Source organism: Streptomyces sp. NBC_00096, from assembly GCF_045041305.1.
Lineage (GTDB): Bacteria > Actinomycetota > Actinomycetes > Streptomycetales > Streptomycetaceae > Streptomyces.
Window position 1 is genome coordinate 6,020,356 of the sequence record NZ_CP108221.1, and the last position, 26,688, is coordinate 6,047,043.

Consider the following 26,688-nt stretch of genomic DNA (forward strand, 5'->3'; position numbering starts at 1 on the left):
CCCGGACGGGCAGAGGCCAATTCGATGAAAGTGGACCGGACGACATGGCTCAGTGGACCTCGGCCGTCGGTGCCGCACAGCTCGGCCGGCTCATCACCTCCCAGCAGGGCCGCGCCGCCGCGCCCGGCGCGCGGAAGCCGCCCGCGTACCGCTCCCTCGCCGACGGCATCCGGCTCCTGGTCCTCGAAGGCCGGGTGCCCGTCGCCGCCCGGCTCCCCGCCGAGCGCGAGCTCGCCGTCGCGCTCTCGGTGAGCCGCACCACCGTCGCCGCGGCCTACGAGGCCCTGCGCGGCGAGGGCTTCCTGGAGTCCCGCCGGGGCGCCGGCAGCTGGACCTCGGTGCCCGCCGGAAACCCGATGCCGGCCCGCGGACTGGAACCGCTGCCCCCCGAGTCCCTCGGTTCGATGATCGACCTGGGCTGCGCGGCCCTCCCGGCCCCCGAGCCCTGGCTCACCAAGGCCGTCCAGGGCGCCCTGGAGGAACTGCCGCCGTACGCCCACACCCACGGGGACTACCCGGCCGGACTTCCCGCACTGCGCCGCATGCTGGCCGACCGCTACACCGAGCGCGGCATCCCGACCATGCCCGAACAGATCATGGTCACCACCGGGGCGATGGGCGCCATCGACGCCATCTGCAGCCTCTTCGCGGGGCGCGGAGAGCGGATCGCCGTCGAATCCCCCTCCTACGCCAACATCCTCCAGCTCATGCGCGCCGCAGGCGTCCGCCTCGTGCCGGTCGCGATGGGGGAGGGGCTGACCGGCTGGGACATGGACGTCTGGCGCCAGGTGCTGCGCGACTCCGCCCCGCGCCTCGCCTACGTGGTCGCCGACTTCCACAACCCGACCGGGGCGCTGGCCTCCGACGAGCAGCGCCGCGCGATGGTGGAAGCGGCCCGCTCGGCCGGCACCGTGCTCGTCGCCGACGAGACCATGATCGAGCTCCAGCTCGATCCGGCGCTGGAGATGCCGCGCCCGGTCTGCTCCTTCGACCCGGCGGGCTCCACCGTGATCACCGTCGGCTCCGCCAGCAAGGCCTTCTGGGCCGGCATGCGCATCGGCTGGGTCCGCGCGGCCCCCGACGTCATCCGCAGCCTCGTGGCCGCCCGCGCATACGCCGACCTCGGCACGCCCGTGCTGGAACAGCTCGCGGTGGACTGGCTGATGCGGACCGGGGGCTGGGCGGAGGCCGTGGAGATCCGCCGCGACCAGGCCCGGGAGAACCGGGACGCGCTGGTGGCGGCGGTCCGCCGGGAGCTGCCGGACTGGGAGTTCCGGGTCCCGCTGGGCGGGCTGACCCTGTGGGCCCGCGCGGGCGGGCTGTCCGGCTCCCGGCTGGCCGAGGTGGGGGAGCGGGTCGGCGTACGGGTCCCCTCGGGGCCCCGGTTCGGTGTCGACGGGGCCTTCGAGGGGTACGTCCGCCTGCCGTTCACCGTCGGCGGCCCGGTGGCGGAGGAGGCGGCCGTCCGGCTGGCCGCCGCGGCCCGGCTGGTCGCCACGGGAGCGGGCGGCGGCGGGGCGGAGCCCCCGCGCACGTTCGTCGCGTAGCAGGGCCGGGTCCGTACGGAAGGGCTGCGGGCGTCCGCCGGGACCGGCCGGAAGGCCTCGGCCGTCTCTTTCGGATCTTGTCGGCCGAGCCCGTGGTGCCAGACGCCGCGGGCCCGGCAAGATCCGAAAGAGACGGCCTATGGGGCGTCCGCCGGCACCTCGGGGATCTCCGAGGCGTCGATCGCGGGATCCTGCGCCCGGGCCGGAGGCTGGACGATGTGCAGCGGCTTGCTCAGGGTGACGTGGTCCGGGACGGGCCTGGACGAGGCCTGCCGCTCGGGCAGCAGATCCAGTACCGCCTGGCGGTGCGCCGGGTGGGTGGCCTCGTCGTACGGGTCCGGCGTCGCCGGCACCTGCAGCCGGTGCACGGGTCCGGCGCCGAGCCGGGCGTACCCGCGCCCCGGGGGCAGCAGGGCCGTCGGGGTGGTGTGCGGGGGCAGTCCCAGGACGTCGGCGATCTGCTGGACCGCGGCGGCTCCGAGCACCACCCGGGCCCGCGTGTGCTGCCAGACGGAGTCGTGCAGCAGCTCCAGGTGGTCGAACTGCTCGGCCACCACCACGGTGATGTGCGCGGCGCGCCCGTGCCGCAGCGGCACCTGGAGCTGCGCGAGCGGGTCGGGGGCGCCCTCGGCGGTGGCCAGGTGGGCCAGCACGGTGGGCCGGTCGAGCAGGATCCACAGCGGGCGCCGGGTGTCCTCGGGCGCGGGCCGGCCGGCTTCGCGGGCGCGGTGGGTGGCGATCAGGCGCCGCTCGGTCTCGCGGGCGGCCCATTCCAGGGTGGCCAGCGCCCCGGTCGGCCCGCACTCCACGGCGAGGACCCCGGCGCGGCCGGAGAGGCAGGAGTACTCGCCGCTGCCGCCGCCCTCCACGACCAGTACGTCGCCCCCGTGCCGCAGGGCCTGCAGGGCGATGGAGCGCAGCAGCGTGGAGGTGCCGCTGCCGGGCTGGCCGACGGCCAGCAGGTGGGGCTCGGCGGACCGGGCTCCGGTGCGCCAGATGACCGGCGGCATGTCGCGGGGCTCGTCGCCCTCCAGGACGGGCAGGGTGCGCTGCACGCCGCCCGGGTCGGTGAAGCCGAGCACGGTCTCACCGGGGGAGGTGACGAAAGGCTGGGCGGCGATACCTGTCGGCAGCGCCGCCAGCACACTCAGGTCGAGCTGGTTGCCCTCCTCGTCCCAGTCGAAGAGATACTCCCGTCCGCGCCCGGACTTGGCGTGCAGCAGTGCCTCGATCCGGGCCCTCGACGCGGCCTCGCCATCGGTGAAGTAGGCCGGGTAGCGGATGTGGAGCCGGGTGACGCGGCCCGCCTCGTCGAACTCGTAGCCGCTGAAGGCCTTGTCCCACTCGCCGCCGTGGGCGAAGAGGGGGCTCGGGTCCTCCGGGATGGAGAAGTACGGCACGAGGGCTTCGTAGAGGGAGCCGAGGCGTTCGGTCTCGGCATCGCTGGGCCCGGTCTTCACCGGGGTGCGGTCGCGTCCCTGCCAGGCCGCCGCCGCCATGAGGGTGATCAGGGCGGTGAGGGGGCCGTAGGGGACGAGCGCGACCACGAGGACGCAGGCGGCTCCCAGGAACAGCGCGGGACCACGCTTGTCCTTGGGGGTGTCGCACCATTTGCGCCGCCCGGCCGAGGCCAGGATGCGCAGGCCGCGTCCGATGGTGAGGAGCGGATGGAGGACGTCCGTGGCACTGTCGGCGGCCGTGCGAGCGAGGTCGCGGCCCCGGGTCAGCGACACGGTGCCGCTGCTGAGGATTCGGGGAAGTGGGCGCCGGGCCACGGGCGTCTCCTGGAGTTGTGGGTGCTTCGGGTGCTTCGGGTGGTTGCCTGGGGGGCGGGCGCTAGAGCTTGATCCCGCCGAGCAGGCTCGCGAGGCTCGCCGTGCTCGCCGTGATGCTGGGGGCGATGGCCGAACCGGCGAGGAAGAAGCCGAAGAGCGCGCACACGAACGCGTGCGTCAGCTTCATGCCGTCCTTCTTGAAGAACAGGAAGCAGATGATGCCGAGCAGGACGACACCTGAGATGGACAGGACCATGAGTCAGTTCTCCTGGTGGGTGGGGACAGTCACCATCAGTTCTTCCAGGCTCACAGGAAGTATCAATGCGATAAAAGGTGCATACGGGTGAATCTGGCAATCTTTCACTTGACCGGCCCATCCCGGCTGGCGCGCCAGGCACATCGGGGGACGGGGGTCACGGGGTGATCATTGCCTCGGCCCGGGCCGCTCATGTGCAGGTCCGGGCGCTACTCTGGCGATTCACCCGTACGGATGCAGTGCCGTGCGCACCCCTGCCCGTGAAAGGCGGTACGACCGATGAGTGAGCACGTCGAGAACGGCTCCCAGGTCTCCCCGGACGTTCCCGACGAGGACGTCATCGAGCTGGCCACCAAGATCTTCGACCTCGCCCGGCAGGGTGAGACCGAGACCCTCGCCGCGTACCTCGACGCGGGTGTCCCGGCGAACCTCACCAACGACCGCGGCGACACCCTCGTCATGCTCGCCGCCTACCACGGCCACGCCGGGGCCGTCACGGCCCTGCTGGCCCGCGGCGCCGAGGCCGACCGCGCCAACGACCGCGGCCAGACCCCGCTCGCCGGAGCGGTCTTCAAGGGCGAGGAGGCCGTCATCCGCGCACTGCTCGCCGGCGGCGCCGATCCGAACGCCGGAACACCCTCCGCCGTCGACACGGCGCGCATGTTCGCCAAGGCCGACCTGCTGGAACTTTTCGGAGCCAAGTAGTCCGTTTTTGGCCGTTCCTGGCCGGGCCCGTGACCGGTCCAGACCTCACGGGTTGGTCACGGCGGCCTTAAATGTGGTCGCGGCGCACAAACCGCCTGGGTCATCATGGCGTCGGATTCGATTCGCGGACAGGACGGACGGGCAGGAGCGGGCAGGACACAACGGGTGTCCGACCCCCACTCCTGCCGGGGGACCGCCGCCCTGGCCGAGAAGCACCGACGAGAGTGAGAAGGCAATGGTCTACATCGAGCGGAACAAGACGGCGGACGTCCTCACATGCTGTTACGCGGCCCTGTGAATTCCGATTCCCGGTTGCGTCCCCAGCTTGATTTGAGGCCATTCCCATGTTCGAACCAGTCATAGCGCCAAGCGGCACCCTGCTCGGGCTCCTCCAGCGGGGCCGCGGCGACGGCACGCTGCACGCACTCGCGGCGCCCAGGGCCGAGGCCCTCGCGGCGCTCGACCAGTGCGTGGCGGGCGATCCGCGCCAGGACTGGCAGGTCGAGAACCGCTCCCTGTACTACGCCAGGCTCTACCTGGACCTCGACGGCCCCCTGGGCGAGATCGAGGCCCACCTCTTCGGCGTCGACGACCTCCTCGACGAGGACGAGAACCGCACGGGGCTCGCCCTGTCCGTCCTCGGCCACCTGGCCTCCTACGGCCGCGACGACGCGCTCATGCTGCTGCGCCGCTACGCCGCCACGGGCGCCAACTGGGCCTGGGCCCTGGACGAGCTCGCCCTGCGCGACGACGACGGGGGACTGCGCTCCCTGGCCGGCCCCGTCCTCGCCCGCTTCCCCGCCACCGCCGAGGGCGAGGCGCGGCTGGCCGCCGCCGTCCGCGACGCCTACGAGCCCAGGCCCTGGCGCCTGTGGGAAGAGGCGGCGGAGGCCAACGAGTACGCCGAACGCCTGAGAGCCGCCCGCCAGCAGGGCTCCTTCGACCGCTGGCAGCGCCAGCTGACCCCGCGCGGCCCCCAGCCCGGCTGGGGCGTCCAGGCCGTCTTCGACTGGGCCGCCGACGGACTGCGCCGGGGCACCCCCCTGCACGTCCCGGCCGCCCGCTGCCTGGCCGCCGTGGCCGGACCCGAGGACCGCTCCGCGATCCTCGCGGCCGCCGCCGGCGCGTCCGGGGAGGCCGCCCGCGCCACCGCGCTGCACCACCTGGTCCTGGCCGAGCCGGAGAACCCGGCCGTGCTGGACCTCATCGAAGCCGCCGGCGACGAGCCCGCCGTAGCCGCCTACGAGCGCATGTGCGGCCCCGGAGCCGTCGAGCGGGCCCGGCGCTGGGTCCACCGCCCCGACGCCCTCGGAACGGCCGCCGCGACCCTCCTGGCCGCCCGGGGCGAGGCCCCCGACGCGCCCCTGGTACTCGGAGCCCTGCGCTCCACGGTCCGCGGCACCGGGCCCGACTCACCGGCCCTGTTCGCCCTGGTCGACGGGGCCGGCCGGCTCCGGATCAGCTGCGCGGCGCCGGTGCTGCGCCACATCTACCGCGAGACGGCCTCGTCCCACCTGCGCGGCCGCGCCGCACGGGCCCTGGCGGCGACGGACCCCTCCTTCGCGGCGGGCTTCGCGGTGGAGTGCCTCTGGGACTGCGAGGAGACCACCCGCGAGGTGGCCGCCCGCCACGCCGAAACGGCCGACGCCCGCGTCGCCCCGCGCCTGCGCCGCCTGGCGGCGGATCCCGCGGAGGAAGAGGACGTGCAGTCGGCGGTACGCAGCCGGATCGCCCCGGAGTCGGCCGTGTAGCCGCGCCGCGGTGCGCGGGCGGGCTCCGGGGAACCGGTCCCGCCCGCGGTGAACCCCGGGTGAGATTGCGTTCACCCGCCGTACAACCCCGGAGCGGGCTGACGTGTCGTACACGCGAACGCGTACACGCACACGCACAGTCATTCGGGGAACCCTTTGAACACTGCTCGACGCTCCACCCGCCGTACCCGGCTCGCGTTCGTCGCGGGCCTCGCCGTCCTCGCGAGCGTGACGACTCCGCTGGCCACGGCTTCCGCCGTCACCCCGGTCGTGCAGGTCGGTGCCCGGGCGGAGGTGGGGAACCCCGCGCCGGTGACCGTGGTCCAGGAGGGCTCGGGCGATGTCGCCACCGGCGACGCCCCCGCGTCGAAGATCCGTTTCACCGCCACGCTGCCCGCCGGTCTCACCGGTGAGGTACGGGCCCGCCTGGTCTTCCAGCACCTCCCGAGCACGACCATGGGCCCCCTGGGTTCCACCTGGTTCAACCAGTCCGCCTTCAAGAACACCCTCTGCTCCGTCAACGGCGGCACCAGCACGCCGTGCCCGTTCGTCGACAGCCCGACCGAGGGCGCCAGGGGCACCCTGCGCCTCGACCTGCCCGCGGCCGGCGCCGTACCGGGACCGGGGGGCCGGACGGTCGTCTGGGAACTCCAGATGGACGCCGCCCCCTACAGCGTCTACGGCGCGATGACGGGCGTGATCGACCTGACGGATTCCGCCGGGGCCGAGCTGGCCTCGGCTCCCGCCACGATGGACTTCGTCGCGGGCGTCTCCCCCCTCCGGTCCGTCTCCTACGGCCGTGACGCGGCCGGGGTGCTGTGGCGGTACGAGTCCGACGGAAAGGCGGGCAGCGCCGCCTTCGGCCCGCGGACCAGGGTCGGCGGCGGCTGGAACGCCTACGACACGATCACCCGCCTCGGGCGCACCACCGCGGGCAGTCAAAGCCCGTCCGAGGGCGACCTGGTCGCCCGCGACGCCGCCGGGCGGCTCTGGTACTACGAGGGCACGGAGAAGCCGGAGGCCCCGTTCAAGCCCCGCAAGCTGGTGGGCGGCGGCTGGGGGCAGTACACGTCGATCGTCGGCATCGGCCGCACCCGGCGCGGCCGACGATCTGGTGGCCCGGGACCGCGACGGCGTCCTGTGGTTCTACCAGGGCACCGGCAATCCGGACCGGCCGTTCAAGGCGCGGGTGAGCCTCGGCGGGGGCTGGAACCAGTACACGTCCCTCACCGCATTCCCCAACGGCATCCTGGCCAGGGACGCGGCGGGCGTCCTGTGGATCTACGACGCCTCGATCGCGAACGTCGGGGGCCCGCTCGACCCCCGGCGGAAGTACGGCACCGGGTTCGGTTCGTTCACCGCCCTGGCCTTCGGCGGTGCCAAGACCGGCGCCGGCCACGCGGACCTGGTGGCCCGGGACCGCGCCGGCAACCTCTGGCTCTACGAGGGCATGACGAACGTCCGGGACGACCGCAAGACCCTCACCGGGAAGCGCACCCTGATCAGCGGCGCCTGGAACGTCTACACCCTGCTGATCTGAGGCGCCCGGCTGATCCGAGGCGTCCGTCCGCCCGCACGTCCGCTTCCCCGAAACTTTTCGGCCGGCCTACAACCTTCGGGGAAGCGGAGGTGTCGTACTGGTGAACGATCTTGCTCTGTGCCGTACGAAGTTCCACGGGGGAATTGTGAACACCGCTCGACGCGCTCGACGCGCTTCCGGCCGCACCCGACTCGCGCTCGTCGCGGGCGTCGCCGTCCTCGCGACCGTGACGGCCCCGCTGGCCACGGCTTCCGCCGTCGCCCCGGCCGTGAGGGCGGGTGCGGAGAACCCCGCGCCCGTGACCGTGGTCCAGGAAACCGGTGAGATCGCCACCGGTGACGTGGCGGCCTCGCAGGTCCGGTTCACCGCCGAGCTGCCGGCGGGGTTCACCGGGACCGTCAAGGCCCAGCTGGCGCTCGACGAGTTCCCCGAGGGAGGTGACCCCTTCCCGTCCAGGACGATGGGCAACTTCACCAACACGAGCTGCCTCGTGGACGGGGTCCCCGGCTCGCCGTGCAGGTTCTTCGGCGGCACCACCCCGGAGACCGAGTTCACCCTCTACCTGGACATGCCCGCGGCCACCGTCGCCCCGGCGGGCCAGGGCCGGAAGGTCACGTGGGTGCTGAGGACGAACGCCCCGTTCTGGGCGGCCGAGTTCATGAAGGGCAAGATCAATCTGACGGATGCCTCCGGCAGGGCCCTGGCCGGCGCGCCCGTGAAGCTGGACTTCGTCATGGGGCGCTCGACCCACCGCCCGACCTTCTACGGTCGTGACGCCGCCGGGGTGCTGTGGCAGTACGAGTCCGACGGGAAGCTCGACAGCGCCGCGTACCAGCCGCGCACCCGGATCGGCGGGGGCTGGAACGCCTACGACACGATCACCCGCCTCGGTTCCTCGTACGTGGGCAGCGGGGCCAAGGGCGCGGGCACCGACCTGGTGGCCCGCGATGCGGCCGGGCAGCTCTGGTACTACCAGCAGAGCGGCGATCCCGCGGCTCCGTTCAGGTCCCGCAAGCCGGTGGGCGGTGGCTGGGGCCAGTACACGTCGATCGTCGGCGTGGGCGACGTGGGCCTGGACAAGACCGACGACCTGCTGGCGCGGGACCGTGACGGGATCCTGTGGTTCTACCGGGGCACCGGGAATCCGGACCGGCCCTTCGAGGGGCGCGTGCGCGTGGGCGGGGGCTGGAACCAGTACACGAGCCTCGTGCCCTTCCCCGACGGGATCCTGGCGAAGGACGCGGCCGGCACCCTGTGGCACTACCAGGCCAAGAGGAGCACCGCCGCGGGCACGGTCCCGCTGGAGCCGAGGCGCAAGGTCGGCACCGGCTTCGGCGCCTTCACCGGCCTCGCCTACGGCGGGATGAAGACCGGGCGCTACACCGAGGACCTGCTGGCCCGGGACCGCGACGGAAAGCTCTGGATGTACCAGGGCACCAGCCGGGGCCTCCTCACGGGCAAGCGGGTCCTGGTCGGCGGCGGTTGGAACGTCTACGGCCTGCTCATCTGACACGCATTCACACGCATGCGAACTCGCACCCGCTCATACGCACCCGTACGCACCCGTACGCACTCATGTTCCATGGGGGAATTGTGAACACCGCTCGACGTGCCTCTGGCCGTACGCGACTCGCGCTGGTGGCAGGCATCGCCGTCCTCGCGAGCGTCACCGCTCCGCTGGCCCCGGCCTCCGCGGCCACGCCGCCGGCGAAGGCGGGCGCGGAGAATCCCGCTCCGGTGACCGTCGTCCAGGACGGTGGGTCCGCCGACGTCCGCATCGGCGAGGCGCCGCCCTCGAAGGTCCGCTTCACCGCCACGCTTCCCGCCGGCCTCACCGGTGACGTCAAGGCCCAACTGGCCTTCAACCGCTATCCGGGAGCGGGCTGGGACACCCCCGCCAGGATGATCAGCGGCTTCGGCAACGTGGCCTGCTCCCTGAACGGCGGCTCCGCCGCCCCCTGCAAGTTCTTCGGCGGCCGCACCGAGGACGACGACGACACCACCTACCTCGACCTGCCCACGGCCGTCGCCGTCCCGGGCACCACGGGCCGGACGGTCGTCTGGGAATTCCAGATGAACGCAGCCGACAACCTGTTCGGCTCCATGAGCGGCGTCATCCGGGTGACCGACGCCGCCGGGACGGCCCTGGCCTCGGCTCCCGCCAAGGTGGACTTCGTCAAGGCCGTGGCGTCCGTCCGCCCGACCTTCTACGGTCGTGACGCCGCCGGGGTGCTGTGGCAGTACGAGTCGGACGGCAAGCTCGACAGCGCCCTGTACAAGCCGCGCACCAGGGTCGGCGGCGGCTGGAACATCTACGACACGATCGTGCGCACCGGCCCCAGCTACAACGGTGAGAGCCATCTCAAGGGCAATCTGGTCGCGCGCGACGCCGCCGGACAGCTCTGGTACTACGAGGGCACGGGCAACGCGGACCGTCCTCTCAAGAACCGCAAGCTCGTGGGCGGCGGCTGGGGCCAGTACACCTCCATCGTCGGCATGGGATTCGGCGAGGGCCGCGGGTCCGACCTGCTGGCCCGGGACCGCGACGGCGTCCTGTGGTACTACCGGAGCACCGGCAGCTCGGACCGGCCGTTCCAGGCGCGGGTGAGCCTCGGCGGGGGCTGGAACCAGTACACGAGCCTCACCGCCTTCCCCAACGGCATCCTGGCCAGGGACGCGGCAGGCGTCCTGTGGATCTTCGAAGGGGACTTCCGGACCGCCCCCGGCCCGATCAAGCCCCGGCGGCAGTTCGGTACGGGGTTCGGTCCCTTCACCGCCCTCGTCTACGGCGGGGAAAAGAACGGCCGCCCGGGCAACGAGCTGCTGGCCCGGGACCGCGACGGCATCCTCTGGATGTACGAGGCCAAGGGCCCCAACCTCACGGGCAAGCGCCTTCAGGTCGGCGGCGGCTGGAACATCTACAACACGCTGATCTGACCCGCCCACACCCGCTCACACCCGCTCACACCCGCACGAAGCGCAGCGGCAGCCCCGGCCGGGCCTGGGCCGCCGCGTCGAGCGCCCGGCCGGGCGGGACGACCCCGACGACCGGGTAGCCCCCGGTGACCGGATGGTCGGCCAGGAACACCACCGGCCGGCCGTCCGGGGGGACCTGGACCGCGCCGAGCACCATGCCCTCGCTCGGGAGTTCGCCGCCCCGGGACCGGACCAGCGGCGGACCCTCCGTGCGCAGGCCGATGCGGTTCGAAGCGGGCGAGACGCGGTACGGGGCCCGCAGGAGGAGCTCCGTCACCGAGTCCCGCTCGAACCAGTCGGCCCGCGGACCCAGCCGCAGCGGGAGCACCAGCTCCCGCGGCGGGCCCGGCGCGGGCAGGACGTCCACCCCGGCCACCGGATCCGGACCGGGCGGCCCCACCGGCAGCATCGCCCCCACCGACAGGACCGGCGGCCCCAGGCCCGACAGCAGATCGGCCGAGCGACTGCCCAGGACCGGCTCGACCGCGAACCCTCCCCGCACCGCCACGTAGCCGCGCACTCCCGACTCCGCCCGGCCCACCTCCAGCTCCGCCCCGGCGCGCAGCAGGACCGGGGCTCCCCAGGCCGCCGCGCGCCCGCAGACCCGTACCGCGCAGGGCGCCCCGGTGACGGCCACCGTCACCGGACCGCCGACCGCCCGCAGCGCCACGCCGTCCAGGGTCGTCTCCAGCGTGGCGGCCCCCGGCGGATTGCCCAGCAGCCGGTTCGCCAGCGCGTGCGCCCCCGTGTCGAGGGCCCCCGACCGGGGTACACCGAGGTGCGCCCAGCCGGGCCGGCCCAGGTCCTGGACGGTGGTCAGCGCACCCGCCCGGACGACCTCCAGGGCCCTCATGCCGTCGCCTCCGTGAACCGCACCCGTACCCCGGGCACGAACAGCGCCGCCGGCTCGCGCGCCGGATCCCACAGCACCGCGTCGGTGGAGCCGATCAGCTGCCAGCCGCCGGGGGAGGAGCGCGGGTAGACCCCCGCGTACTCGCCGGCCAGGGCCAGCGAGCCCGCCGGGACCGCGGTACGGGGCGTCGCGCGCCGGGGCAGGTGGAGGCGGGCGGGGAGCCCCGTGAGGTAGCCGAATCCCGGGGCGAACCCGCAGAAGGCCACCCGGAAGCCGATCGCGCCGACGATGCCCGCCACCTCCCCGGGCCGCACCCCCCACAGCCCGGCCACCTCCGCCAGGTCCGGCCCGTCGTAGCGCACCGGGACCGTCACCGGCGGCGGCCCGTCGGTGGCCGCGAGCGGCGCCACCTCCCAGCGGGAGATCCGGGCCGCGAGGGCGAGCGGCTCCCGCACGCCGTCCAGCAGCACGGTCCGGGCGGCGGGCACGATGTCCCGTACGCCGCCCAGCTCGCCCGCGTCCCGCCGGCGCAGCAGCTCCGCGTGGAGCGCGGCCACCTCCTGCGCCGAGCCGACCTCCAGCAGGAGCGCCCCGGCTCCCACGGCGAGCGCCCTCACGCGAAGGCCTCGATCCGGACCCCGGCCGCGCCCAGCGCCTCCCGGACGCGCAGGGCCAGCTCCGCCGCCCCCGGGGTGTCCCCGTGCAGGCACAGGGAACGGGCGGCGACCGGGATCCGGGATCCGTCGGCGGCCGTCACCGCGTGCCCGGCGGCCATGGACACGGCGCGGGCCACCACGGCTTCCGGGTCGTGGACCACGGCGCCCGGCTCGCCGCGCGGTACGAGGGTGCCCGCGGGGGTGTAGGCGCGGTCGGCGAAGGCCTCCGGGACGGGCGCCAGCCCGGCGCGCCCGGCGGCGGCCAGCAGCTGCGAACCGGGCAGGCCGAGCACCGGGAGCCCGGCGGGCCCGGCCGCGAGCAGGACGCCGGAGACCACGGCGCCGGCCTGGGCGGCGTCGTGCACGGTGCGGTTGTAGAGCGCGCCGTGCGGTTTCACGTACGACACCGCGGAGCCGGCCGCCCGCGCGAAGACCTCCAGCGCCCCGATCTGGTAGGCCACCTCGTCGGCCAGCTCCCCGGCCGGCACGTCCATGGCGCGGCGGCCGAAGCCCGCCAGGTCCCGGTAGGAGACCTGCGCGCCGATCCGTACCCCGCGCGCGGCCGCCAGCTCGCAGACGCGGCGCATGATGGACGGGTCGCCGGCGTGGAAGCCGCAGGCGACGTTGGCGCTCGTGACGACGGACAGCAGGGCCTCGTCGTCGGTCAGCGTCCACCGCCCGAAGCCTTCGCCGAGGTCGGCGTTGAGGTCGATCACGGGGGTGACCGCCGGGGTGTCCGGTGTGATCATGGGAGCCATGCGGTGAGCGTAGAACAGGGCGCGGGCCCGCGCGGGTGGTCCACCGGCAGGACGCGGGTGGTCGGCCGGAGGATCGGGCGAACCATCCCGTTTGGGATGTTGTCAGGGTCAGCGCCTAGTCTTTGCCCGTGACTCTCCCTGCCCCGGCGAAGACCCTTCCCTCCCCGGCGCCGGGCCCGGCCGCCGACGAGGGCCTGGCCCGGCGGCTGCGCGCGCTCGCCTGCACCGCCCCGCTGCACGACCTCGACGTACGCAAGGCCAATCTGGCCGGCGAGTACGGGGTCTACGCGATGGCGGAGGTCGCGCTGTCCGCGATCGACCTGGTCACGCTCAACATGGACTTCGACACCGGCGCCGACCACGAGCAGATAGTGGCCAGGCTGCTGCCCAGGGTCGCCGCCCAGGCGCCGGCCCGTCCGGCGGCCGAGCACGAGCGGGTGGCCCGCTGGGTGCTGGAGAACCTGATCAACGTCGGCAGCGTCGACCGGGGGTTCCGGGCGATCTACGGCACGTTCGGGCCGGACGGGGTGTACGTCCGCCGGGACTACGACTTCAAGCTGATCGAGGAAGTGCCGGGCTACGGCGGCGCGGTCTACCTGCGCACCACCGACGAAGCCGTCAACGTGCTGGTCGGCGCCCTCGACACGGACGTCACCAGCGCGCAGATCGCCGCCGAGGTCAAACTGGAGGTCCTGATCAGCCGCGGCCGGCTAGCCGACGCCCAGCTCGCCGCCGAACAGGCCCGCTACCGCACCGTCCAGTACGCCGAGACCCTGCGCCGCACCCTGGACGCGACCCGGCGCAACGTCCGGGCGGTGGACTGGCTGGTGACCGTCCCCGACATGATCGCCGAGGCGCTCGACCACGTCGCCGACCGCTACCGGCACGAGAACGCGATCCTCACCAACATCCGCAAGGCGCGGGACGAGGCGGAGGAGCCCGACAACAAGCGGCGCGCCGCCGAGCTCGTCGACATCGTCAAGGACTGCATCCGCCGTCACACGCAGTTGCAGTCCCGGCTGCTCGACGCCGGCCCGCTCTTCCGCGCCGAACAGGACCGCCAGGCCTTCGCGGCGCCCGCGCCGCGCTCCGGGATCGACCTGTACGGGCAGCTCGTGGCCCCGGTGCTGCCGCTGCCGGTCGCCCGGGCCTCCCGGGTCACGGACGCCTTCTTCGCGGCGGGGGCCGGACTGCGGACCCCGGTCTCGGTGCGCGTCGCGGACCTGGTCGAGATCCTGTTGACCCCGCCCGTGGAGCGGGAGCACCTCGGCGTCGAGATGCCGGAGCCGGACCTGATCGCCACCCCGGACGACAGCCGCTTCAGCGAGGAGCAGCTCGCCGCCGCGATGGAGCTCCTGGAGCTCCCGTACGACGCCCCGCGCCGGCTGTCCGGCCTGCTGGCCGAAGCCCGCCGCGCCGACCCGGAACTGCCCTACCTGGTCGCCCTGCTGGCCGTGCACGCGGCGAGCCCGGCGGTGGGCACGGCGTACCGCCAGGGCGAGGAGCGGCTGCTGTTCGCGGTGGACGACGGCACGCAGCTCGAAGACCCGGAGTTCGGCGGCGCGGACCTCATCGTCGGCACCGCCCTCCTGGACGCGGCGGCCATGACGGCGGACCGCACGGAGGCGGCGTGACTCCGCCCTCGCCGGGTCGCTGGACGGGTTGCTCCGCAGACGTGCGCGGGGGAGCGTCGTCCGCGCGCCTGGCCGCCCCGACGGCCGCCGGGCCCCCACCCTCGGGCCTGCCCGCGCAGCGAACTGCTGCCGCGACTCCGCGACCGTGCCGCGCCGGCACCTCGGAGCCGGGCCGCGTCGGCACCTCGGGACCGGGCCGCGCCGGCACCTCGGGACCGGGCCGCGTCGTCACCTCGGAGCCGGGCCGCGCCGGCACCTCGGGACCGGGCCGCGCCAGTACTTCGGGACCGGGCCGCGCCGGCACCTCGGGACCGTGCCGCGCCGGTACTTCGGGACCGTGCCGCGCCGACACCACGGAGCCGGGCCGCGTCGAGGGCCCGGCCGGGTCGGGAGTCCTTCGGGCGGCGGGGCTGCCCGTTACGGCGCCCGGGCCGGCTCGCACGGTCATCCCCGGCGCAGGGGCACAGGCCCCGGCTCACCGCCACCCGGGGGTGTGGGGGCTCGCCCCCGCTTTCGGGAAGGGGCGGGGTGGGGAAAGCTCCTCCTCCGCCGAAGCGGCCGCGCCGCACAGCACCGGCACCCGCACCGGCAGCGCCGGGACCCGCAGCACTCGTACAGGAAACACCCGCACCGGCAGCGCCGGGACCCGCAGCACTCGTACAGGAAACACCCGCACCGGCAGCGCCGGGACCCGCAGCACTCGTACAGGAAACACCCGCACCGGCAGCGCCCGGACCCGCAGCACTCGTACCCGAAACACCCGCACTGCCGAGGAGACGTACCCGTGAGCGACCACCACGCCGAGCACCCCGCGTGGAGCGAGCCCGACGCGCAGCCGGCTCCGGCGGGCGCTGCCGCCCAGGGGCCGGCCGTGACCCCGGCGGACGCCTCCGACGCGGCCCGGCTCGTCGCCTTCGGGCTCCAGCCCAAGCTGCTGCCCGCCCGCGACGCCGAGTACGCCGAACTGCTGCGCCGCTACCGCGAGGACCCCGCCTTCGGCCGGATCGCCGACGCCGTCGCCACCGGCCTCGGCCTGGTCGTCCTGGAGGTGTCCCCCCGCGCCGGAATGGCCGTGGCCGCCGACGAGGACTCCGTCTTCGCCGTCCGCATGGGCGACTACGCCCGCCGCGCCACCGCAGACTCCGCGGACCGCTTCCTGCACGGCCTGGCCCACCTCGCCGTCGCGGCCCTCGCCTTCCCCCGGCCCGAGGACCTCGCCGACGACGGCTACATCGGCCGGATCACCGTCAACGGCGTCGACGCCTTCGTCCGCCAGACCTGCCGCCGCCTGGAGGAGCGCGCCGAAGAGCTCGGCGAGAACACCGACCCGGCCTCCGACGCCCCCGGCCTGGAAGCCGCCTGGCGGGTCTACGCCCGCCGCAGCGCGACCGGCGCCACCAAGGACGCCCGCCGCCTGGCCGGTTCCACCACCGGCATCGTCGGCAAGGCCGCCGCCTTCCTCACCGACTCCGGCTTCCTCCAGCGCACCGGGGACGATGCCGGAGGCACGTACCGTACGACCCCCCGCTACCAGCTCCAGGTCCGCGACATGGCCGGCAGCGCCGCCATGGCCGAGCTGCTGGAGCTGGGAGTGGTCCCCGTCAGCGACGGTTCGGCCAGCCTCCTGCCGCCGCCCGAGGGCGACGACCTCGAGCTCGCCGCCGACGCCGGGCTGCCGTTCCACGCCTGAGCCGCCCGCCGCCCGCCGCCGTACGCCCCGCGCCCAGCGCCCCGCCACCCAGACACCACGAGAGTCCGCCGCCATGTACGAGCTGTCCCGGATCCGCCTCTACTCCATCGGGCCCGCCGGCGCGCGCTACGCCGACACCGTGCTCGACCTGCGCGGAGTCGGCGAGCCGGTGCCCCACCCGGCTCCCGCGCAGGCGGAGTTCTTCGAGGACGAGCCCACCGGCCCGCCGCGCCGCCCCGCGCCCGCCGGCGTGCTCTTCCTGGAGAACGGCGGCGGCAAGTCCGTCCTGCTCAAGCTGATCTTCTCGGTGATGCTGCCCGGCCACCGCAACACCCTCGGCGGGGCCAGCTCCGGCGTGCTGCGCAAGTTCCTGCTGGCCGACGACTGCGGCCACGTGGCGCTGGAATGGCAGCACACCCAGACCGGCGAGTGCGTGGTCGTCGGCAAGGTCAGCGAATGGCGCGGCCGGCAGGTCTCCAACGACCCGCGCAAGTTCGCCGAGGCCTGGTACTCCTTCCGCCCCGGCCCGGGGCTCAGCCTCGACAACCTCCCGGTGGCCGAGGCCACTTCGGTCCGCCCGCCCGCCGAGGGGGTCTCCGGCGCCCGGGGCCGGCGCCGCACGATGAAGGGCTTCCGCGACGCCCTGACCGAGGCCGGCAAGGCGTACCCGCACCTGGAGGTGTACTTCGAGGAGATCCACGACCGCTGGAACGAGCACCTCACCGAGGTCGGCCTCGACCCCGAACTCTTCCGCTACCAGCGCGAGATGAACGCCGACGAGGGCGAGGCCGCCGGACTCTTCGCGGTGAAGAAGGACTCCGACTTCACCGACCTGCTGCTGCGCGCCGTCACCGACACCCGCGACACCGACGGTCTCGCCGACCTGGTCCACGGCTTCGGCAACAAGCTCGGCCGCCGCGCCGAGCTGATGGCCGAGCGGGAGTTCACCGCGGGCTCCGTGGACCTCCTCACGAAGATCGTCGAAGCCGCGGAGACCCGCTCCCGGCTGCGCGACGTCCACGCCGGCGCCGAACGCCGCACGCGCTCCCTCGCCCGGCGGCTGTCCGCCCGCGCGGCCGCCGAGCGCGGCCGCGCCGCCGACCTCGCGCAGCGGGTCACGGGCGCCGCGCACGAGGTCACCGCCGCCGAGTCCGCCCGCTCCCGCAGCGCCGCCGTCTCCGCCGAACTGGCCTACCGGCACGCCTCGCTGGCCCTGACCGTCGCCGACAAGGCCGCCGCCGCGCAGCGCCGCGAGCTCCTCGAAGCCCGCACCCTGCACTCCGCCTGGCAGGCCGCCGAGCACGTCCTGCGCCACCGCGCCGCCGCCGACCGCTCCGCCCGGGTCGCCGTCGCGATCCTGGAGGCCGAGCGGGACGCCGCCCCGGCGCTGGCGGCCCGCGCCACCGCCGCCACCGAGCTCGTACGGGCCCTGCACGCCGCCGCCGAGCAGGGCGAGCGCGCGGCCAACGAGGAGGAGGAGCGTTCCGCCGTCCTCCAGGAGACCGGCGAGGCCGCCCACCGCGACGCCACCGCCGCCGCCACGGCCGCACAGCGTGCCCGCAGCGAGGCCGAGCACCTGCGCGCCCGGCTCGCCGAGGTCCAGCAGGAGACCGCCGAGGCCGTCCGGGCCGGCTGGCTCGACGACTCCGCACCCGACGCCGACCCGGCGCGCGCCGCGCTGGCCGCCGCCGACGCCGAGAAGACGGCCGTGGCCGCCTGGGACGAGTCCCGCGAGGCCGCCCGCGGCGCGGCCGAGGCCGCCCGCGAAGCAGCGGCGGTGGAGTCCCGCGCGGAGCTCACCGCCGCCCGCGCGGCGGACGCCGCCGACGCCGCCGAGGCCGCCCACGACGCTGAGTACCGGGCCGCCGAGCACCTGGCCGCCACCCCGCGCCTGGCCGACCTGCTGGGCCTCCCGGAGGCTGCCGGAGCTGGCGGGGCGGCCGGGGCGGCCGGTGCGGCCGGTGCGGGCGGTGCCGGGTCCGGTGCCCCCGGCCGGCCGGGGGGCCAGGCGGCTCCCGCCTCCGGCAGCGGCGTCCGGGGCCAGGCGCCCACCGGCCCCGCCGGGCCTACGGGCGGCGGAGCCACCGCTGCCACCGGCCGCACCGAGGACGCGGCGTCCGCCGTCCCGGCCGGCCTCGCATCCGCCGACGGGCTCACGGTCGCCGACCTCGACCGGGGCGCCGACGAGCTGCGGGAGCTGCTGACCCGTGGCGTCGCGACCGCCGAACGCCAGCTCTTCGAGCTGCGCACCGCGGCCGCCGACGACTCCCGCATCCTCGGGGCCCTCGGTGACGGCGGCTTGCTCCCGCCCGGCCCCGACGTGCTCGCCACCGTCGAGTACCTCGGTGAGCACGGCATCCCGGCCCTCCCCGGCTGGCGCTACCTCGCCCAGTCCGTGGACCCGGCCGACCACGCCGCCGTCCTCGCCGCCCGCCCCGAACTCGTCGACGGCGTGGTCATCACCGACCCCGACACCCACGCCCGGGCCCGCGAAGTCCTCTCCGGCGCCGCCCTGCTGCCCCGCTCCACCGTCGCCGTCGGCACGGCCGCGGCCCTGCTCGCACCGGTGCCCGCGGGCGACCCGGCCGACGCGGTGTCCGGCATCTTCATCGTTTCGCCGAACCCGGCCATGCACGACGAGCACGCCGCCGACGAGGAGCGCCAGGCGCTGCGGGCCCGCGCCACCGCCCGCGACACCGAGATCCGCGAGCTGGCCGCCCGGCTGTCCGGCGACCGCGAGCTCGCCGCCCGGCTCGCCTCCTGGCGGACCAACTGCCCGTCCGGCCGCCTCGCCGAGCTCGCGGAGCAGGCCGCCGCCGCCCGTACGTTCGCCGAGGAGACGGACGCCGAGCTCGCCGAGGCCCGTACCGTCCGCGCCGAAGCCGACGAGGCCGCCGCCGACGCCACCCGCGTGCGCGACGAGCGCCAGGACACCGCCCAGCGCGCCCGCCGCGTCGCCGACGCCCTCGCGGGCCTCGCCTACCGGCTGCGCGAGCGCGCCGGCTGGCAGACCCGGCTGCGCGAACTCGCCGACGACGCCGCCGAGTCCGAGGCCCGCGCCGAGGTCTGCCTCGACCGGGCCCGCGCGGCCGACGAGGACCGCCGCGCCGCCCAGCGCACCGCCGACGACGCCCGCCGCACCGCCCGCGCCCTGCGCGCCGAGCGGGCGGAGATCGCCGGCGCGCCCGACCCGCTGCCCGAAGCCCCCGCGGAGAAGGGGGACACCGTCAAGGCGCCGCTCCCCGCCCTGCGCGAGGCCTACCGCGCCGCCTCCCAGCTCTACGAGAAGGTCGGCGTCGGCGCCGACCTGCGCTCCGAACAGGCCCGCGCCGAAAGCGACGAGAGCGTCGCCCTCGCCGAGCTCGACCGCCTCACCAACAAGGTCCGTACCCGCGCCGCCCAGCTCCTCGAAGGCACCGACGGCGCCGACGGCCCCTCCCGGCAGGCCGCGGCGGCCCGCGCCGAAGCCCTCGTACAGATGCTGGAGACCCGCGCCTCCACCGCGAGCGAGCAGCTCGGCCGGCTGCGCGGCGAGGCCGAACGGCATGCGCCCGCCGAGGGCGAGGCGCACACCGAGCTGCCCGAGGAGCTGATCCCCGAGCACGTCGAGGACGCCCAGGCCATGCTCCGCACCGCCACCGCGCAACTCGGCGCCCACAGCGCCGCCGTGGAGTCCGCCCGCGCGGCCCACGCGGACCTGCTGCGCGCCCACCGCACCGCCGAGGAGGGCGCGGGCGGCTTCGACGAGACCGCGGCCATGCTGCGGGACCTCCTGCGCGACCACACCCACCAGGAGGACGAGCAGGAGCCGGTGGCCCACCACGGCAGTCTGGAGGAGGCCCGCCAGTCGGCCACCGAGGCCCGCCGCTCGCTACGGGGCTGCGCCGCCGACCTGTCGGCCGCCGAGGCCGCCGTCCGCGAGGCGAGCGACATCCTGGTCCGGCACGCCAACGCCAACCGCTACGAGCAGGTACGCACCCCCGCGCGCCAGCAGATCCGCGAACTGCCCGCATCCGCCCTGCCCGAGCACGCGGCGGCCTGGGCCGTCGCCTTCGCCCCCCGGCTGCGCGTCCTCACCGACGAGCTCGCCCAGCTGGAGCGCAACCGCGACAGCATCGTGGACCGGCTGCGCGGACTCGTGGAGTCGGCCCTGGCCACCCTGCGCTCCGCCCAGCGGCTCTCCCAGCTGCCCGAGGGGCTGGGGGAGTGGTCGGGCCAGGAGTTCCTGCGCATCCGCTTCGAGGAGCCCGACCAGGCCACCCTCACGGAGCGGCTCGGCGAGGTCATCGACGAGGCGACCCGCGCCGCGGTGAAGAAGAACAGCACCGCCTCCTTCGGCGAGGGCCGCCGCGACGGCATGTCGCTGCTCCTGCACGGGGTCCAGGCGGCGCTGGAGCCCAAGGGCATCGCGGTGGAGATCCTGAAGCCGGACGCGGTGCTGCGCGCCGAGCGGGTCCCGGTCGGGCAGATGGGCGACGTCTTCTCCGGCGGCCAGCTGCTCACCGCCGCGATCGCGCTGTACTGCACGATGGCGGCGCTGCGCAGCAACGACCGGGGCCGGGACAAGCACCGGCACGCGGGCACGCTCTTCCTCGACAACCCGATCGGCCGCGCGAACGCCACGTACCTGCTGGAACTCCAGCGGGCCGTCTCGGACGCGCTCGGCGTCCAGCTGCTGTACACCACGGGCCTGTTCGACACCACGGCGCTCGCCGAGTTCCCGCTGGTCATCCGGCTGCGCAACGACGCCGACCTGCGGGCGGGGCTGAAGTACATCAGCGTCGAGGAACACCTGCGCCCGGGCCTGCCCCAGCAGTCCCCGGAGGAGGAGACGATCCACGGCGAGATCACGGCGACCCGCATGTTCCGCCGCAGCACGTCCTCCTGACGCACGGCTCGCGCGACCCGGCCCCGGAGGGCCTCCCCGGCTTCGCGCCGCCGCGGCGGACTCCGTCCGGCGGAAGCCGGGCCGGGGGTACGGGCCGGGGGCACAGCCCGGGGGTACGGCCCGGGGGTCGCGGGCCAGGGTCGCGGGCCGGGCTCGCGGGCCGGGGGTACGGGAGCGGGCGCGAGGCCCCGCCGGCTACCCCCGCCCCGTTCCCGTCCGCGGCGGCCAGATGCCCGTCGCCTCGCCCCGCGCGGGTATGCGCGGCGGCAGCGGGGGCGCCGACCGGGCCTCCAGGCGGGCCCGGCGCCGCTCGCGCCGCCGTCCCCGCGCCGTGCTGCTCGGCTCCGAGACGACTCCGTGGCGCTGGTTCCACATCTGCCGGGTGATCAGCACGTCCAGCACGCCCCAGGTGGCCACGACCGTCCCCGCTATCGCGCCGAGCGCCAGCGGGAAGGCCAGCCAGGAGCCGGTGAGGGTCAGGAAGAAGGAGATCGTCGCGTCCGTCAGCGTCACGGCGACGATCAGCACCGCGCGCACGGCGGAGCTCCGCACCGGGTCCGGCATGCGCCGCCGCCCCGCGGGCTGGTCCACCCACAGGACCCGTCCAGGTGCCGCTGCGCTCCCCGCGGCACCGTCCTCGTACTTCTTCGCCATGGTCCGCACACTCCCCTCCCTGCGGCCAGTCATGCCCGCCCCGAACAGGTAGACGTACGAGGGGGTCCGGAGATTCCCGGATCCCGGACGTGCCCGCAGCCCCGGAACATCGCGGAACGAAGAATTCCAGCCATCCATTCCGCTCTGGGAACTGACACCCCACCAGGTGTCATCTGCCACATATCGGGCTGCACTTCACCGGATCTATCGGACAACTCGTGATCTTCGACCGGGGCTCCGGCCGAAAACCTCCGGACACGCCTTCGAAGGTGCGCCGTGGCAGTAGTAGGCTCACGCCGTTTAAATGACGGAACATCGACCCCCGACAACGGGGTTGAGCTGGGGAGGCTGGGGAGTCCATGCGCTTTCGCGGGAAGTCCATCCGCCGGAAGATCGTGGCGTTGCTCCTTGTGCCGCTCGTCTCCCTGACCGCCCTCTGGGGCTTCGCAACGGTGATCACCGGCCGCCAGGCCGTCCAACTGCTCGGCGTGGCCTACGTCATCGACAAGGTCGGCTACCCCGTCGAGGACGTCGTCCGCGTCATCCAGAAGGAACGCCGCCAGACCCTCGTGGTCATCGGCGACCCCCGCGCCTCCGCGGCCACCGCCGAGCTGGTCAAGCGCCGCGCCGCCACCGACGAGGCGGTCGAGAGGATCACCGCCGACGCCCGGGACCCCGACGTGCTCGACGAGCTCGCGCCGCCCGCCGCCCGGCGCCTGAACTCCATACTCGAGGCCTTCCACGGCATCGGCGCACTGCGCGGAGCGGTCGACGGGGGCTCCCTGGACACCAACCAGGCGCTGGAGCTCTACAACCGGCTCGTGGACCCCTGCTACGAGTTCCTCATGAACCTCCACGCGCTCCAGAACGTGGAGATGGACAAGGAGGGCCGCGCCCTCGTCGGCATCACCCGCGCCCGCGAAACCCTCTCGCGCGAGGACGCCCTCGTCGCCGGAGCCCTCGCGGCCCGCAACGTCACCCTGGCCGACGTGCGGCACGTCGGCGACTTCGCCGCCAACCGCAAGCTGCTCTACGAGTTCAACCTCGCGATCCTCCCGGCCGCCGACCGCGAGCAGTTCGAGCAGTACTGGAACAACCCCGAGAGCCGCGCCCTGCGCGAGTCGGAGGAACGGTTCATCGCCCAGGGGGCGAGCCACAACCCCCGCAACGTCACCGCCGCCCAGTGGGACGAGGCCACCCGCAAGGTCCTCGACGACCTCGCCACCATGGGCACCGCCGCCGGCGACCGCTACCAGAAGCGCGTCGAACCCGTCGCCATGAACGTCCTGGTCCAGGCCGCCGTCGCCGGAATCCTCGGCTTCATCGCCCTCGTCGTCTCCCTCGTCCTGTCCGTACGCATCGGCCGCGAGCTGATCCGCGACCTCTCCCGGCTCCGCAAGGAGGCCCACGAGGTCTCCGGCGTCCGCCTCCCCGGCGTCATGCGCCGCCTCGCCGCCGGCGAGCACGTGGACGTGGAGACCGAGGCGCCCCGCCTGGAGTACGAGAAGGACGAGGTCGGCCAGGTCGGCCAGGCACTCAACACCCTCCAGCGCGCGGCCATCGAGGCCGCCGTCAAGCAGGCGGAGCTCCGCCGGGGCGTCTCCGAGGTCTTCGTCAACCTGGCCCGTCGCAACCAGGTGCTGCTGCACCGCCAGCTCACCCTGCTCGACACCATGGAGCGGCGCACCGAGGACACCGAGGAGCTCGCCGACCTCTTCCGCCTCGACCACATGACCACCCGCATGCGCCGGCACGCCGAGGGCCTGGTGATCCTCTCCGGCGCCGCGCCCTCCCGCCAGTGGCGCAAGCCCGTCCAGCTGATGGACGTCGTACGGGCCGCCGTCGCCGAGGTGGAGGACTACGAGCGCATCGAGGTGCGCAGGCTGCCGCGCCTGGGCATCGGCGGCCCCGCCGTGGCCGACGTCACCCACCTCATCGCCGAACTCCTGGAGAACGCCACCGTGTTCTCCCCGCCGCACACGGCGGTCCAGGTCCTCGGCGAACGCGTGGCCAACGGCTTCACCCTGGAGATCCACGACCGTGGCCTCGGCATGACCCCCGAGGCACTGCTCGACGCGAACCTCCGGCTGGGCGAGACCTCGGAGTTCGAGCTCTCCGACACCGACCGGCTCGGCCTGTTCGTGGTCTGCCGCCTCGCGCAGCGCCAGGACGTCAAGGTCCGTCTCCAGACCAGCCCCTACGGAGGCACCACCGCGGTGGTCTTCCTCCCGTCGGCCCTGCTGACGGAAGCCCCCGAGACCAACGGCACCGGCATCCGGCTGGCCGGCGGCAAGGCCGTGGGCAACCCGGGCGGCTCCGCCCGTCCCGCGGCCGCCGTGGGCGGAGCGGCCGCCGGCCGCCGGCTCCCGGCCGGCGCGGAACTGCGCGGCCCCGTCGAGCTGGAGGCACCGATCGGCATGCTGGGGCTGGACGAGCCCGTCACGGCCCTGGAGGACGCCTCCAGCGGCATCGCGGGCTCCGTCGGGCCCGGCGGAGCCTCCGGGACTTCCGGGGCCTCCGGGGCCAAGGGGCGGCCCGTCATGGCCACCCTGGACGACGAGACCCCGCCGAACGGTACGTCGCGCAGCGCGCTGCTCGGCCTGCGCCCGGCCGGCCGCCCGCACACGGAGCGGCACACCGAGCGCGGCGGGCACTGGAAGGGCGACCGCTCCGCCGACCGCATGGGCGACCGGTCCGCGGACGGTTCCGCCGACCGCACGGGGCTCTGGAAGGGCGACCGTTCCGCCGACCCCGCCGCCGACCGGGCCGGAGCCAGGCTCGCCGACCGGGACGCGGGCCGCGACCGCCGCGACCGGGACCACCGCGAGCGGGAGCCCCTGCCGCCCACCGGACCGGTCCGCCTGGAGCCCGCGCGCGCCGACTCCGCCCGCCCCGACGGCCCGCGCGCCCCGGGAGCCGTCCCGCTGCCGCGCCGCCGTCCCACCCCGACCCTGGTCGCCGAACACGGCCGCCGGGTGGAGCCCCGCCCCGTCTCGGCGGTCCCGGACCCCGCGCCGGACCCCGCGGAACCGGGCCGGGCGGCCCCGGGCCCGGTCCCCTCCGGCCCGGCCCCCTCCGGCCCGGTCAGGGCCACGACCCTGCCCCGCCGGATCCGCCAGGCCAGCCTCGCGCCCCAGCTCAAGGACGCCCCGGCCGCCGCGCCCGCCGGAGCCGCCGCCGACCCCGGAGCGGACCGCGACGCCGAGGACGTGCGCCGCCGCATGTCCGCACTCCAGCGCGGCTGGACGGCCGGCCGCGACCAGCACGCGCGTCAGCAGGCACAACAGGCCGACCAGAGCGCGGAGCGGGCGGTCCGGCAGCCGGACCAGCAGCCGGACGCGCAGCAGGACGCACACCAGGACGCACAGCAGGACGCACAGCAGGACGCACGGCACCAAGCGACACACCAGTCCGGAACCGCGGCCGGCACCCCTGCCGCCGGCGGTCCCGGATACGAGAACGAAGGGGACGGTCGATGACCGCACCGCAGTCCGGCAACGACACCAGGGGCCGCGGCTCCGGCCCGCTCAACTGGCTCCTCGACGAGCTCGTCGACAAGGTCGGATCCATCCGCAAGGCGGTGGTCCTCTCCGGCGACGGCCTGCCCACCGGCACCTCCAACGACCTCACGCGGGAGGACGGCGAGCACCTGGCGGCCGTGGCCTCCGGCTTCCACAGTCTCGCCAAGGGCGTCGGCCGCCACTTCGAGTCCGGCAAGGTCCGCCAGACCGTGGTCGAGCTCGACGAGGCGTTCCTCTTCGTCATGGCCGCCGGAGACGGCAGCTGCCTGGCGGTGCTCGCCGACGCCGACTCCGACGTCGGCCAGGTCGCGTACGAGATGACGCTCATGGTCAAGCGCGTCGGTGACCACCTGGCGACCGCCCCGCGCACCGGGCTGCCAGCCGGAGGGTGAGTCGGACGGCATGAGCGATTCAGGCCAGGACCACCCCGCGCGCACCCCCGACGCCACTGCCGGCCAGTGGTTCGACGACGACGCGGGTCCCGTAGTGCGTCCGTACGCGATGACCCGCGGCCGGACCAGCCACGCCGGCCAGCACCGGCTCGACCTGATCGCCCTCGTCGTCGCGGAACCCGCGGCCGACGATCCGGTCTGGGACGCGACCCTGTCCCCGGAACACGCCCACATCCTCGGGCTGTGCCGCCGCCGCCCGCAGTCGGTCGCGGAACTCGCGGCCGACGTCGACCTCGCGGTCGGGGTCGTCCGCGTCCTGATCGGCGATCTCGTCGATGACGAACTGGTCCACGTGACCCGGCCGGTCCCGCCGGCCGAACTGCCCGACGAATCCATTCTGCGTGAGGTGATCGATGGCCTTCGGGCGCTCTAGCCGCACCGGCGCCATGCATGCCGTGACGCCGGTCGAGCCGCTGACCCTGAAGATCCTGGTCGCGGGCGGTTTCGGGGTGGGCAAGACCACCCTGGTCAGTGCGGTCAGCGAGATCAGACCGCTCCGGACGGAGGAACGGCTCTCCGAACCGGGCCTCGGCATCGACGACACCGGGGGAGTGGAGGGCAAGAAGACCACGACCGTGGCCATGGACTTCGGGCGCATCACGCTCCGCGAGGACCTGGTGCTCTACCTGTTCGGCACGCCCGGACAGGACCGGTTCTGGTTCCTGTGGGACGAGCTGGCGCAGGGTTCGCTCGGCGCCGTCGTCCTCGCCGACACCCGCCGGCTCGCCGACTGCTTCGCCGCCATCGACTATTTCGAACGGCGCGAGATCCCCTTCGTGGTCGCCGTCAACTGCTTCGACGGCGCCGAGCAGTACCCCGTGGTGTCCGTGCGGGAGGCCCTCGACCTCACTCCGGAGGTACCGGTGCTGCTGTGCGACGCGCGGGACCGGGAATCGGTCAAGGACGTCCTGGTGGGGGTCGTGGAGCACGCGATGACCCTGGCCAGGGCCCGGCGCCGGAGCCTGACGGCGGGGGCGTAGCCCCCGCCCGCCGCCCCTTCGCCCCGCCCCCGCGGGGCCCGCGCATGGAGGC

At 74.8% G+C, this 26,688-nt stretch carries 19 protein-coding genes; 13 read left to right on the forward strand and 6 right to left on the reverse strand.

Features of this window, described 5'->3' with window-relative positions; translation table 11 throughout:
• The first annotated feature begins 44 nt into the window (after nt 1–44).
• Entirely contained in the window at nt 45–1,547 is a 1,503-nt protein-coding gene (locus OG904_RS26720) for a PLP-dependent aminotransferase family protein (protein WP_405495146.1), read from the forward strand.
• Between the two features lie 137 nt (nt 1,548–1,684).
• Here the strand turns inward: OG904_RS26720 and OG904_RS26725 are convergent, their stop codons facing one another.
• A complete protein-coding gene (locus OG904_RS26725; RefSeq protein WP_405495148.1) occupies nt 1,685–3,322 on the reverse strand; it encodes a hypothetical protein in 1,638 nt (545 codons plus the stop codon).
• A 61-nt stretch (nt 3,323–3,383) separates the two neighbouring features.
• Nucleotides 3,384–3,578 (reverse strand): hypothetical protein, encoded by a 195-nt coding sequence (locus OG904_RS26730; protein ID WP_007262923.1) that lies wholly within the window; start codon nt 3,576–3,578, stop codon nt 3,384–3,386.
• A 279-nt stretch (nt 3,579–3,857) separates the two neighbouring features.
• Between OG904_RS26730 and OG904_RS26735 the strand changes: the two genes are divergently transcribed.
• The 5 genes from OG904_RS26735 to OG904_RS26755 all read left to right on the forward strand — a co-directional run bounded on the left by OG904_RS26735 (nt 3,858) and on the right by OG904_RS26755 (nt 10,511).
• Complete coding sequence (locus tag OG904_RS26735) at nt 3,858–4,283, forward strand: ankyrin repeat domain-containing protein (RefSeq protein WP_405495151.1); 426 nt, start codon at nt 3,858–3,860, stop codon at nt 4,281–4,283.
• Between the two features lie 344 nt (nt 4,284–4,627).
• Complete coding sequence (locus OG904_RS26740; RefSeq protein WP_405495153.1) at nt 4,628–6,034, forward strand: HEAT repeat domain-containing protein; 1,407 nt, start codon at nt 4,628–4,630, stop codon at nt 6,032–6,034.
• 1,114 nt (nt 6,035–7,148) lie between these two features.
• On the forward strand, nt 7,149–7,574 hold the full coding sequence (locus tag OG904_RS26745) for a hypothetical protein (RefSeq protein WP_405495155.1): 426 nt from the start codon (nt 7,149–7,151) through the stop codon (nt 7,572–7,574).
• A 100-nt stretch (nt 7,575–7,674) separates the two neighbouring features.
• Nucleotides 7,675–9,084, forward strand: a complete 1,410-nt coding sequence (locus OG904_RS26750; protein ID WP_405495157.1) for a hypothetical protein — start codon at nt 7,675–7,677, stop codon at nt 9,082–9,084.
• A gap of 128 nt (nt 9,085–9,212) precedes the next feature.
• Nucleotides 9,213–10,511 carry a hypothetical protein gene (locus OG904_RS26755; protein ID WP_405495159.1) on the forward strand — a complete coding sequence of 433 codons (1,299 nt, stop codon included), beginning with the start codon at nt 9,213–9,215 and terminating at the stop codon, nt 10,509–10,511.
• A 25-nt stretch (nt 10,512–10,536) separates the two neighbouring features.
• Here OG904_RS26755 and OG904_RS26760 read toward each other — a convergent pair whose 3' ends face one another.
• From OG904_RS26760 to OG904_RS26770, 3 genes are read right to left on the reverse strand one after another with little or no spacing between them, the layout of a single operon-like run.
• Nucleotides 10,537–11,403 carry a biotin-dependent carboxyltransferase family protein gene (locus OG904_RS26760; RefSeq protein ID WP_405495161.1) on the reverse strand — a complete coding sequence of 289 codons (867 nt, stop codon included), beginning with the start codon at nt 11,401–11,403 and terminating at the stop codon, nt 10,537–10,539.
• Entirely contained in the window at nt 11,400–12,020 is a 621-nt protein-coding gene (locus OG904_RS26765) for an allophanate hydrolase subunit 1 (protein ID WP_405495163.1), read from the reverse strand. The genes OG904_RS26760 and OG904_RS26765 overlap by 4 nt, the downstream gene beginning before the upstream one ends.
• Complete coding sequence (locus OG904_RS26770) at nt 12,017–12,817, reverse strand: LamB/YcsF family protein (RefSeq protein ID WP_405495165.1); 801 nt, start codon at nt 12,815–12,817, stop codon at nt 12,017–12,019. The genes OG904_RS26765 and OG904_RS26770 overlap by 4 nt, the downstream gene beginning before the upstream one ends.
• Before the next feature lie 128 nt (nt 12,818–12,945).
• On the opposite strand from OG904_RS26770, the gene OG904_RS26775 reads away from it, so the two are divergent.
• The 3 genes from OG904_RS26775 (at nt 12,946) to OG904_RS26785 (ending at nt 21,029) form a co-directional block, all read left to right on the forward strand.
• Entirely contained in the window at nt 12,946–14,451 is a 1,506-nt protein-coding gene (locus OG904_RS26775) for a hypothetical protein (protein ID WP_405495167.1), read from the forward strand.
• 784 nt (nt 14,452–15,235) lie between these two features.
• Entirely contained in the window at nt 15,236–16,141 is a 906-nt protein-coding gene (locus tag OG904_RS26780; RefSeq protein WP_405495169.1) for a hypothetical protein, read from the forward strand.
• Between the two features lie 73 nt (nt 16,142–16,214).
• Nucleotides 16,215–21,029: a hypothetical protein gene (locus OG904_RS26785; RefSeq protein ID WP_405495171.1), complete on the forward strand. Its 4,815-nt coding sequence runs from the start codon at nt 16,215–16,217 to the stop codon at nt 21,027–21,029.
• Nucleotides 21,030–21,224: 195 nt separating this feature from the next.
• On the opposite strand, the gene OG904_RS26790 is transcribed toward OG904_RS26785, so the two are convergent.
• Nucleotides 21,225–21,683 (reverse strand): hypothetical protein, encoded by a 459-nt coding sequence (locus tag OG904_RS26790; RefSeq protein WP_405495173.1) that lies wholly within the window; start codon nt 21,681–21,683, stop codon nt 21,225–21,227.
• Nucleotides 21,684–22,078: 395 nt separating this feature from the next.
• On the opposite strand from OG904_RS26790, the gene OG904_RS26795 reads away from it, so the two are divergent.
• The 4 genes from OG904_RS26795 to OG904_RS26810 are packed head-to-tail and all read left to right on the forward strand — an operon-like array spanning nt 22,079 to nt 26,636.
• Nucleotides 22,079–25,162 (forward strand): nitrate- and nitrite sensing domain-containing protein, encoded by a 3,084-nt coding sequence (locus OG904_RS26795; RefSeq protein WP_405495175.1) that lies wholly within the window; start codon nt 22,079–22,081, stop codon nt 25,160–25,162.
• Entirely contained in the window at nt 25,159–25,596 is a 438-nt protein-coding gene (locus OG904_RS26800; RefSeq protein ID WP_328297520.1) for a roadblock/LC7 domain-containing protein, read from the forward strand. The genes OG904_RS26795 and OG904_RS26800 overlap by 4 nt, the downstream gene beginning before the upstream one ends.
• Before the next feature lie 10 nt (nt 25,597–25,606).
• Nucleotides 25,607–26,029, forward strand: a complete 423-nt coding sequence (locus OG904_RS26805) for a DUF742 domain-containing protein (RefSeq protein WP_405495177.1) — start codon at nt 25,607–25,609, stop codon at nt 26,027–26,029.
• Entirely contained in the window at nt 26,010–26,636 is a 627-nt protein-coding gene (locus tag OG904_RS26810; protein ID WP_405495179.1) for a GTP-binding protein, read from the forward strand. The genes OG904_RS26805 and OG904_RS26810 overlap by 20 nt, the downstream gene beginning before the upstream one ends.
• Nucleotides 26,637–26,688: the final 52 nt, after the last annotated feature.

Bases quoted from the DNA above. Each gene is read 5' to 3' on its own strand.
- OG904_RS26785 (WP_405495171.1), top strand. From the start codon at position 16,215: ATGTACGAGCTGTCCCGGATCCGCCTCTACTCCATCGGGCCCGCCGGC.
- OG904_RS26790 (WP_405495173.1), bottom strand. From the start codon at position 21,683: ATGGCGAAGAAGTACGAGGACGGTGCCGCGGGGAGCGCAGCGGCACCT.
- OG904_RS26760 (WP_405495161.1), bottom strand. From the start codon at position 11,403: ATGAGGGCCCTGGAGGTCGTCCGGGCGGGTGCGCTGACCACCGTCCAG.
- OG904_RS26770 (WP_405495165.1), bottom strand. From the start codon at position 12,817: ATGGCTCCCATGATCACACCGGACACCCCGGCGGTCACCCCCGTGATC.
- OG904_RS26810 (WP_405495179.1), top strand. From the start codon at position 26,010: ATGGCCTTCGGGCGCTCTAGCCGCACCGGCGCCATGCATGCCGTGACG.
- OG904_RS26720 (WP_405495146.1), top strand. From the start codon at position 45: ATGGCTCAGTGGACCTCGGCCGTCGGTGCCGCACAGCTCGGCCGGCTC.
- OG904_RS26730 (WP_007262923.1), bottom strand. From the start codon at position 3,578: ATGGTCCTGTCCATCTCAGGTGTCGTCCTGCTCGGCATCATCTGCTTC.
- OG904_RS26740 (WP_405495153.1), top strand. From the start codon at position 4,628: ATGTTCGAACCAGTCATAGCGCCAAGCGGCACCCTGCTCGGGCTCCTC.
- OG904_RS26805 (WP_405495177.1), top strand. From the start codon at position 25,607: ATGAGCGATTCAGGCCAGGACCACCCCGCGCGCACCCCCGACGCCACT.
- OG904_RS26735 (WP_405495151.1), top strand. From the start codon at position 3,858: ATGAGTGAGCACGTCGAGAACGGCTCCCAGGTCTCCCCGGACGTTCCC.
- OG904_RS26800 (WP_328297520.1), top strand. From the start codon at position 25,159: ATGACCGCACCGCAGTCCGGCAACGACACCAGGGGCCGCGGCTCCGGC.